The organism is Pseudomonas fontis, assembly GCF_028656955.1.
GTDB classification, from domain to species: domain Bacteria; phylum Pseudomonadota; class Gammaproteobacteria; order Pseudomonadales; family Pseudomonadaceae; genus Aquipseudomonas; species Aquipseudomonas fontis.
In genome coordinates this window covers 233,160-241,341 of record NZ_JAMDGY010000011.1, presented here as the reverse complement: position 1 = coordinate 241,341, position 8,182 = coordinate 233,160, and the positions used below count along the sequence as shown (strand labels likewise).

Annotated in this window: 12 protein-coding genes; 10 read left to right on the top strand and 2 right to left on the bottom strand. The window is 51.6% G+C overall.

The genetic code is table 11. From position 1 onward, the window contains the following. From M5G11_RS04105 to M5G11_RS04065, 10 genes are all read left to right on the top strand, one after another. A partial coding sequence (locus tag M5G11_RS04105; protein ID WP_420793879.1) for a hypothetical protein occupies positions 1-531 on the top strand: 531 nt, incomplete at its 5' end. Between the two features lie 617 nt (positions 532-1,148). After that, on the top strand, positions 1,149-1,505 hold the full coding sequence (locus M5G11_RS04100) for a hypothetical protein (RefSeq protein ID WP_273909505.1): 357 nt from the start codon (positions 1,149-1,151) through the stop codon (positions 1,503-1,505). A gap of 22 nt (positions 1,506-1,527) precedes the next feature. Further along, positions 1,528-1,860, top strand: coding sequence for a polymorphic toxin type 24 domain-containing protein (locus M5G11_RS27490; RefSeq protein ID WP_420793881.1), 333 nt, complete (start codon positions 1,528-1,530; stop codon positions 1,858-1,860). Then, positions 1,860-2,087 carry a hypothetical protein gene (locus M5G11_RS04095; RefSeq protein ID WP_273909506.1) on the top strand — a complete coding sequence of 76 codons (228 nt, stop codon included), beginning with the start codon at positions 1,860-1,862 and terminating at the stop codon, positions 2,085-2,087. The genes M5G11_RS27490 and M5G11_RS04095 overlap by 1 nt, the downstream gene beginning before the upstream one ends. Next, positions 2,080-2,325 (top strand): hypothetical protein, encoded by a 246-nt coding sequence (locus M5G11_RS04090; protein WP_273909507.1) that lies wholly within the window; start codon positions 2,080-2,082, stop codon positions 2,323-2,325. The genes M5G11_RS04095 and M5G11_RS04090 overlap by 8 nt, the downstream gene beginning before the upstream one ends. Before the next feature lie 120 nt (positions 2,326-2,445). Next, positions 2,446-2,703, top strand: a complete 258-nt coding sequence (locus M5G11_RS04085) for a hypothetical protein (protein ID WP_273909508.1) — start codon at positions 2,446-2,448, stop codon at positions 2,701-2,703. Between the two features lie 389 nt (positions 2,704-3,092). Further along, the gene (locus tag M5G11_RS04080) at positions 3,093-3,305 is read left to right on the top strand and encodes a hypothetical protein (protein WP_273909509.1); all 213 of its coding nucleotides are present in this window, start codon (positions 3,093-3,095) and stop codon (positions 3,303-3,305) included. After that, the gene (locus M5G11_RS04075; RefSeq protein WP_273909510.1) at positions 3,305-3,790 is read left to right on the top strand and encodes a hypothetical protein; all 486 of its coding nucleotides are present in this window, start codon (positions 3,305-3,307) and stop codon (positions 3,788-3,790) included. The genes M5G11_RS04080 and M5G11_RS04075 overlap by 1 nt, the downstream gene beginning before the upstream one ends. A gap of 902 nt (positions 3,791-4,692) precedes the next feature. After that, positions 4,693-5,049: an immunity 8 family protein gene (locus M5G11_RS04070; protein ID WP_273909511.1), complete on the top strand. Its 357-nt coding sequence runs from the start codon at positions 4,693-4,695 to the stop codon at positions 5,047-5,049. Between the two features lie 766 nt (positions 5,050-5,815). After that, positions 5,816-6,391, top strand: a complete 576-nt coding sequence (locus M5G11_RS04065) for a hypothetical protein (protein WP_273909512.1) — start codon at positions 5,816-5,818, stop codon at positions 6,389-6,391. A 112-nt stretch (positions 6,392-6,503) separates the two neighbouring features. Here M5G11_RS04065 and M5G11_RS04060 read toward each other — a convergent pair whose 3' ends face one another. Beyond that, positions 6,504-7,310 carry an isocitrate lyase/PEP mutase family protein gene (locus M5G11_RS04060; RefSeq protein WP_273909513.1) on the bottom strand — a complete coding sequence of 269 codons (807 nt, stop codon included), beginning with the start codon at positions 7,308-7,310 and terminating at the stop codon, positions 6,504-6,506. A 66-nt stretch (positions 7,311-7,376) separates the two neighbouring features. Next, positions 7,377-8,117 (bottom strand): NAD-dependent epimerase/dehydratase family protein, encoded by a 741-nt coding sequence (locus tag M5G11_RS04055; protein ID WP_273909514.1) that lies wholly within the window; start codon positions 8,115-8,117, stop codon positions 7,377-7,379. Between the last annotated feature and the right edge of the window lie 65 nt (positions 8,118-8,182).

The following is an 8,182-nucleotide window of genomic DNA, read 5'->3' as shown; positions in this document are numbered from 1 at the left end:
TCAAACTCAGCGGCTATTGCTATCCTTTCGTCAGAATTGTCTATCATCCGAGACGGCGAGTCGCAGCGATTCTGGAATGGTGTTGCGGCCACTGCTGCGGGGGTTGCCGCGGGTGCGTCTAGGGGGACAGGAAAGGCAGCGGAAGGTCCAAAAGCAACAACTAAGGTAATTACCGAGTTTGGGCCTATGAATCAGGGCCCGTTACCGAAAGGAATCGCGGACACATTCCGTAGCGGTACGTACTCAGAGGTCGTTACTCAACAACCGACCACGTTGTATCGTGTTTATGGTGGAACTGCTCAGGAGCTAGGTGGCTATTGGACATCGACAAAGCCAGCAGGCCCTGTCCAGTCGATTATTGACAGCGCTTTGAAACCCGAATGGGGGAATACTGCTACAAAGGTGGTCAAAATTGAAGTTCCTATAGGAACTAAGTATTTTGAAGGCGTCGCGGCTCCTCAAGGTGGACTAGTTGGGGGGGGAATCAGGTGTTGTTTCCGAAAGATTTCAAAATTGACACTTCTTGGATAAAGCAATGAATGAGTGTAATTGGGAAGTTGTAGAGGGATTTTCATCTCCTAGGGAGTATGAACGGTTTTCTGCCTGGATCACCGAACAGGTTAAATCTGGGATAACAGAGCAGACTCCTGTTCAGGACAGCTATGCCGGGCCAGGATTTGAAGAAAAGTGGTTCAAGTGCATAGTGTCAAATGAAACGTGGAGATTGGTTTCCCCTCAAGCTCCTTTTCAAGGATATTGGGGGCCAGTTTAGAGAGGCCGGGTATTGAGTTGGTGCAAAAAAGGCAGGCTCCATCAGTGCGGGGTCCAAAGTCCCTCCAAAATTGCAACCTCTGTCGAATCCTCCTCAAGGTCCGGTTATTCCATCGGACTGGGTGAACCGCCCAGGTAAAACGCCAGGTAGCACGATCTATTATCCACCTGGCTCCGAGCCAAGTGCTCCAGGCAGCACATATATTCGGTTGATGCCTTCAGGCTCAACGCCTGTTCCCGGTTTGGAGAATGGTTACTGGATATCCGTGAAAAATGGACAGCCTATAAACCCGGTCACGGGTGGAACTGGTACAAGGGGATACACGCATGTACCACTGCCACCCAATACCGTGCCGCCTAAGCGGTAAGAGGAAAATATGATTAATGAATCGGAGTTGGAAGAATTGAGGTCAGCAGTGCTGACCGGTGTGACTATTGGTGTAGGTTCGCAGGTTCTGATTTTCGGAAATGGAGTGACCGTATTAATCCAGTGTCCTTTTAAGTGCGATAGTAAAGGCAGTCAGCGATGGGGGCACGGTGAGGAAGCTGCTACTGGCTTACTGGTTTTTTATTTTTTAAATCATAAAGTTGAGAGCGCTTACCTTGAAGTAGGGGGAGTATTAGCACTTGATTTTGGGAGTGTAGGGGGCCTGGCGATTGTTCCAGACTTAAATGGTTTAGAGTCTTATGTTCTGACTACAAAATTTGGTATGTCTCCAGTTTCAGTGATTTAACGGTGCAAAAGGCTCGACTAGCATCAATTCTGTTCCTCGTAACGCAAATAATCTTGTTGGAGGTCCGCTTGAAAACGCTACTCAGATTAGTGGCCGCTTTAAGCTTGATGGTGGACCAGCGAATGGGGCTGTGTATCGGGCTGATAATCAAGGAGATATCACCAGCTATGCTGTCTATGTTTCAGCAGGAATGATTGTTAAGCGAGTTGACGTTACAGGCGCAGCTCATGCTGATGTGTCGACACCACATGTAATAGAATATGGTAGAGATACGTTGCCGGACGGGACAGTTAGGGGTCAGTCGCCTTCTACGAAACTGGCTCCGCAGCCTACCATCCCGAATGAGATTCCATAATGAAGATTAATACAATTAGACCATTTAGTGGTTTGAGCAGATACGAGCTATGGGCATCAAGCTGGGCTAAAAAAGATAGTGTTGATATATTTTCTTATGTCAGCGCCATGTGCAATCCTGAAGATTGCCTGCTATTTTGCAGGCTGTTATTTCCTGATTTTTTTGTTAGTCAGGGTGCGGTTGTCTTAAATGCTAAATACGATCATGATATTTTTTTGTATGGCTGAAAAATTTTATGGTGATGTTCGTGAAGTTGAAAAAATAATGAATCATACTCATTTGTGTGATGTTTTTTCAGGCTGCAATGATGAGGTCGGTGATTTTGTTTTTGAGCAGCTAGCTGAAATTCTTTCTTTGTCATGGCAGTTGGTCTTGAAAGACAAATTTCCAGAGAGGAAATTTTCTGTTGAAGTTTTGAATTCGGATCAGGATTACGGGCCTACTGTTACTTTTTATAAAATTTGAATCTGTCCCTTCAAAGTACGGCCCAACATTTAGGTATGCTGGAGCGGGCGCCGTCATAGTGGTCAATGCTGAAGGTAAAGTGGTAACTGGATGGGGTAAGTCGTCTTCGGGGACAGGAAAATGAACAGCGTTTTAACAAGCGCACGATGGCAGCTTCTGATGGCGTTGTGCTTTCTGGCGGGAGAAGTCCAACTGGCTCTAGCTGAGAAATTATTTCATGCTTCGTTAGCGTCGGATGAAATTGACAAGCTATGCGAGTTTATTTCCAATGAGTTTTTGATGAATGGTATAGAAGAGAACTTTGAGCCGAACAGTTATGGTCTTGAGCTCGAACTGCTTCTGGATGCGGTCAATCGAAGGCGTAGCCAAGAAAGTTAACGGTTTGTAATTTCTCTGCATTGGGGTTGGTGCAAAAGCAACAGCGGCCGTGATTGACACTGCTCCGATGGCCCAACGGGTCATGGACGTTCGAGCTGGGTTGCCGTCTGGCTTACGGCGAAGTGGTAACGTAGCTGTCGCGGAAATAGATATTCCCGGAATACCTAAGCAGATGGCCGCACACAGCCAAGTCTCCTTTCGTCAGAATTGTCTATCATCCGAGACGGCGAGTCGCAGCGATTCTGGAATGGTGTTGCGGCCACTGCTGCGGGGGTTGCCGCGGGTGCGTCTAGGGGGACAGGAAAGGCAGCGGAAGGTGCAAAGGGCACAATCAAAGCGAGTGAAACGATTGGTCAGCCGGTAGAGGCTGTTATAGGGGGACGTAAGCGGTGCTTCGGGTCGATATCGAGCCCAATGGTAAGCTTCAGATTCAGTCGGGGGGAGGGAAAGATTCAATTGTTGACTTCAGACCAGATTTATCCAAGCCATTGGCTCCTCAAATTGATAAGGCATTCAAACGTTTACCTCAGTCCGCACGGGATCAGTTGGTCAAAAATGCTGAGAAAGGACTGAAACGCTTGCAAGAAACAGGAAATATGTGATGAACAGTCAATACGTTGTTGTTCTGGAGCAAGGCACTGTATTCCCTCAAAGAGAATTGTTGATCAGCGAGGCCTGGGGTGAAGTACCGGTCTCTTATTTTCAGGATCAAGAAATTTCCAGCGAGTGCACCTTTCTTGATTTGAAAGTTAACAAGTGGGAAATAAATAGTCAGTGGAGTAGCCAACAAGACAGTGAGCCCTGGATAAGGATTGAAATACTCAAAGGGAAAATGCTCGAGGATTTTTTACAAAATAAAGAGCGTCTCCTGCCTGTAGACGATCTGCCCGAAACCCTTCTCGTTTTTGAGTTGGATGATGCTGGGACTGAGTTAGATGATATGTTGTTACTTCGCCTTGTGTCAGTTTTTCACAATGGTTCCAAGATTTATAGGTGGTGCGATGGATTTCAGGAAGTTAGCGAAGATGCCTTCGCTTCAATGCTGACAAAGCACGTAATTCGCGAGCGACTGATAAAATGTAAGTAGGTGCAAAAGAAACCGCAGCAATATCTAGTAAAACCGCAAGTGTTAACGTTCAAGCTGCTTTGAGGGCAAAGCTTTCAGGCTTGCAGAAAGCACAGGAGAACGCAGCTGTTACGAAAACACTTCCTGATGGACGGATTCGGTATTACAGGGGGACCTCAATCTGACGGGGCTGCAGCGTTAAAACAAGGCCGCAGACAGCGCCATCGCTATCGATAGCCCTGTTGCCAAAGAGCTGCTGGGTTATTTCAAGACGCGGGTTTCCTATGACATGGCGGGGTTGCTACAAGGCAACCCAGGGGTTATCAAGTCCCCGGCCCAAGGTGTTGGCGATTGGGGCGCGACGTTTGTCTCGGACAAGCAGCTCGTCTTTGCGAAGTCGTTGAAAGAAGGTTGGTTGAGCCCAGCTGAAATGTCCGGGGTTCAGCAGTGGTCGGAGCAACTGGGATGGATCGTGCGGCAGGGCGCCAGCTCTCGATCGATGAGAAAGTAGCAATTGTCACCGAGCTGGGTGCCACGGCGGGTATGGCTATACTCGGTGGTGGAAAAGGGATAGGTTCTGTTGGCGGGGGGGGGGCGGTAAAGGAGGAGGTGCAAAAGGCACAGGCGATTGGGCAAAATTGAGTGGCCAACTCACAGAGGCCACTAAAGGGAAAGGTAATTTCGGCATTGGTTCTGGTACAAGAGAACAAGCAGACGTTATGGGGAAAGCCTGGGTTGGTGATGGATATAAAGTAGCTAGCGACGGAAAAACGTTAGTTAGTCAGGATGGTTTGAGGCAGTATAGGCCACCTACTTACAAACCATATCAGCAGGGAACTCAGGCTAATTTTGAGCAAAGGTTTCCAGGCCAAGAGACAAAGAAGTGGCAGTCAAATGCTCACCTGGATATTACGGACTAAACTATGAACGCAGAACTGAAGCGGCTTCATAGCCCCGATATTTATAATCTTGAAAGTTACCATCCGGAGTGCCCGAATTGCTTTAGCTTCCTTTTGCAAGCAATGATTGGCCCAGCAGGTGAGGATGGTGAGGAATCATTTGATATTGAGGTTTGCACTCCGAAGTGGATTGAAAAAAACCTTGGTGCCGATGAGGTTCTTATAGGGATGCATTACCTTATTGTCCGGGAGTACAATTATAAAAGTATTGTGCGCGCTATTGAGAAATTCTTGCTGGATTGTTCGGGGGCGAGCTGGAGCGATGTTTCAAAAAAAGTATCAAGGTTAGGGTTCTGGGAGTTTGAGGCCTACGAAGACTAAGTCCCATGAGTAAGTAAGGTGACTTTCTCTACACTGACACCGGCCTCGCGCCGGCGTTGTTTTATCTTGATGTTGAGTATGAGAAGGAGATTGTAGTTGATAGCGAGGAGGTTGTGCTGGCTTTAAGGCGGGAGGTTGCGTTCAAGCCTGTGCGATGCTTTATTCGGGAACCATTCCCTGGAGGTGCTATTTTTGAGTTTGATGGTGATTCAAGTGAGTGTCGGCTGGGTAAGTTGACCGAGTTTATAGACTCCGAATGGGTGAGGAATAACTTGAAAGCATGGCGTTCCGTGTCGAGTCACGAACCGCCGAAGTTGAGGCATTTCAGTATTCAGTTTTTGTCAGAGAACCTTACTTTTCATGTGCTGGCTGTAGATGTATTTTTATCCGGTGAGCTGTCGGGTAGTTGATTTTGTGTTGAAATAAAGTTGGCGGTAACCGCTTCAGTTAATCAAGCACTATTTTCAGTCTGAAAAATTTAAATTCCTGTTGGTACATTCGTAGGGGTACAAGCTCAGAACCACTGGTTTACCGTAGCGCTGTCCGACCGCTATGTCGTGGCCATGTCTTGTAATAGATGTACATATTGGCGATGGCCTGAAATCAATCCGTGCTGCTGGGTGGGCGCTAGGAGTCGAGTTGCTGTATCCGTGACTCAAGAGTTTTTTCGCAAGCCGCTGATACGAATAGCTAGATGGCCAGGTGCTTCTTTTTATAACGCGGTTGCGTTATCGTGCGGGCCTTTCAGATCAACATAGGGAATGACATGTCTGACAATATTTATACCCCTCAACCTGAAGCACTGGTCGCAGTAGCCGACGATCAGCGTCCTTTCTATACGGTGTCCAGAAACAAGTTCCTGACGCTGTTCGTTCTGACCTTTGGTTGCTATCAATTGTATTGGGCCTACAAAAATTGGCAGCAATTCAAGCAGGCCACAGACAAGGATGTGTGGCCCATCGCTCGTGGCGTTTTTTCGATTTTCTTCACCCACGCGCTGTACCGGGAAGCCGATGCCTACAGCAAGCAAAAGGGGAGCACCTATAGCTGGCAGCCGGGTGTGTTGGCTACATGGTATGTGGTGATGATGATTGTCGCCCACGTGGTGGGGACATTGGTACGAAAGAACATCGGTTTTCCGACGGTCGATATCATTAGCCTCACGCTGTTACCACTGCATGGCTGGGTTGTCTGGCTGGGTCAGCGTGGTCTCAATGAAGCCGCTGGCGACCCGCTTGGTGAAGACAACGCGCGATTCACGCTGATCAACTATGTGTTCATCGCGCTTGGCACGTTGCTTTGGGCCCTGACATTGTTTGGCCTGACTTTGCCGCAGGAGTAAGTACCAGACCGTAGCGGGTGCCCCGTACTGTTCTGCCATGCAAACGTGGACCGCCGTGAGTGGCGGTCGCGTCAGGCCAAGTGCGCGGGGCCAGTCCCCCACAGGCTTGCACTCAAGCTTTCGGGATCATCAATGCGTTCAGTTCGGGATAGGTAAAGCTTTTGATAGCACCGGGTGCAACCTCACCGCGCTGCAGAAACTCCTTGGCGAATTCCGCCATCGCCGCGAACACGAACTCCCCGACGTGGGCACCCGCACTGAGCCGCCTGAGCCCGAGCTGCTGCAAGTCGGCGATAGCCGGCATGCCGTCCCAGGACAGCAAATTCACCGGCAATCTGCTGGCACGGCACAGGGCGCCGATGTCGTCGCGCGAGAACATTCCGGGGGCAAAGAAGCCATCAGCGCCGGCATTGGCATACAGCTCGGCGCGGTTGAGGGTTTCCTCCAGCTTGCGCTCGGGCGGCACCGAGCCTTTCATGTAGACATCGCTGCGCGCGTTGACGAACAGATTGACCCCGTGCCGGCTCGCCACCTGCTTGGCGACTTCGATCTTGCGCACCAGCCATTGCGTCGGCCCCACGCCATCCTCGATGTTGATGCCGACGGCCCCGGCCGCAACGATGGCATCGACCACCTTGGCGACGTGCTCGACGTCATCGGAATAGCCCCCTTCGATGTCCACAGTCAGCGGTACGCTCAGCACCCGGGTCATCGATTCAATGGTGGTCGTCAGCAGGTCCAGCGGCAGCTTGTTGCCGTCCTGGTAGCCATGCGACCAAGCCATGGCGGCGCTGCTGGTGGCCACCGCCTTGCTGCCTAGCGATTCCACCAGGCGCGCCCCGCCAGCATCGGCCACGTTGGCCAGGACCAACAGGCCCTGCTGGTGCAGGCCATGAAAAACACTCTCCAGAGACGTCATATCGCTTTCCTGTAAGTACGCACGCCGCCAGGCGGCGACGGCATGGAAACCACTGATCAGCGGTGGTTATCGATTCAAAGGGGTTGGCCGGGCCGCAGGTGACCACTTCAACACGCGCCGGGCTTTTTCATTGCTGACGGTCGGGTTGTCTTCGGCAATGTTGAAGATCCCGCCTTCCTCTGCTTGCAGGGCCAGCAACGCGGCGCGGGCTGCGGCGGCGACATGCAGCGGGCTGGCACCGCTCGGTTCATCGGTGCCGGTGTCAGGGCCGTAGAGTTGGCCGTAGCGCAGTACCGTTCCCCGTAGCGTCGGCTCGCCCAGCACCTGGCGCTCCAGCGCGGCAATACCGTGCACGCTGACGCGGCGGTTGCCTTCGGCGTCCAGGTCCAGGGGGTGGTTTTCCAGGTACGGGTTTTTGCCGAAGCGATAGGCCCAGGCGATGCTTTGGGCCACCAGGCGATGGCTGCCTGCCGCGACCGCCGCGGCCACCAGGTTGCGCGTGCCTTCGCTACGAATGCGGGCGTTGTTCGCAATGGCTTGGGTCATCAGCTCAGGGCTCAAGCCGCGCGGCAGGTCGGTCAGCTGGTGCACCACCGCCCAGGGCTGGATGCGCATCAACTGCGCTTTCAGGCGCTCGGCGTCATACACATCGACCACCACCGCCGTAGCCCCAGACGCCTCGATTTGCTCGGCCCGCTCCGGGCGACGGGTCGCCCCGTAGACCGTATAACCCGCCTCCACCAGCAGCGGCAACAGGGCCTTGCCGATCACGCCGGAGGCGCCGGCGACGAACACTTTGCCTGACATGGCGTGTATCTCCTTGCAGTGACAGATGGGAATCAGCCCGCCATGGGGCAGGGCTGCATGTCCAC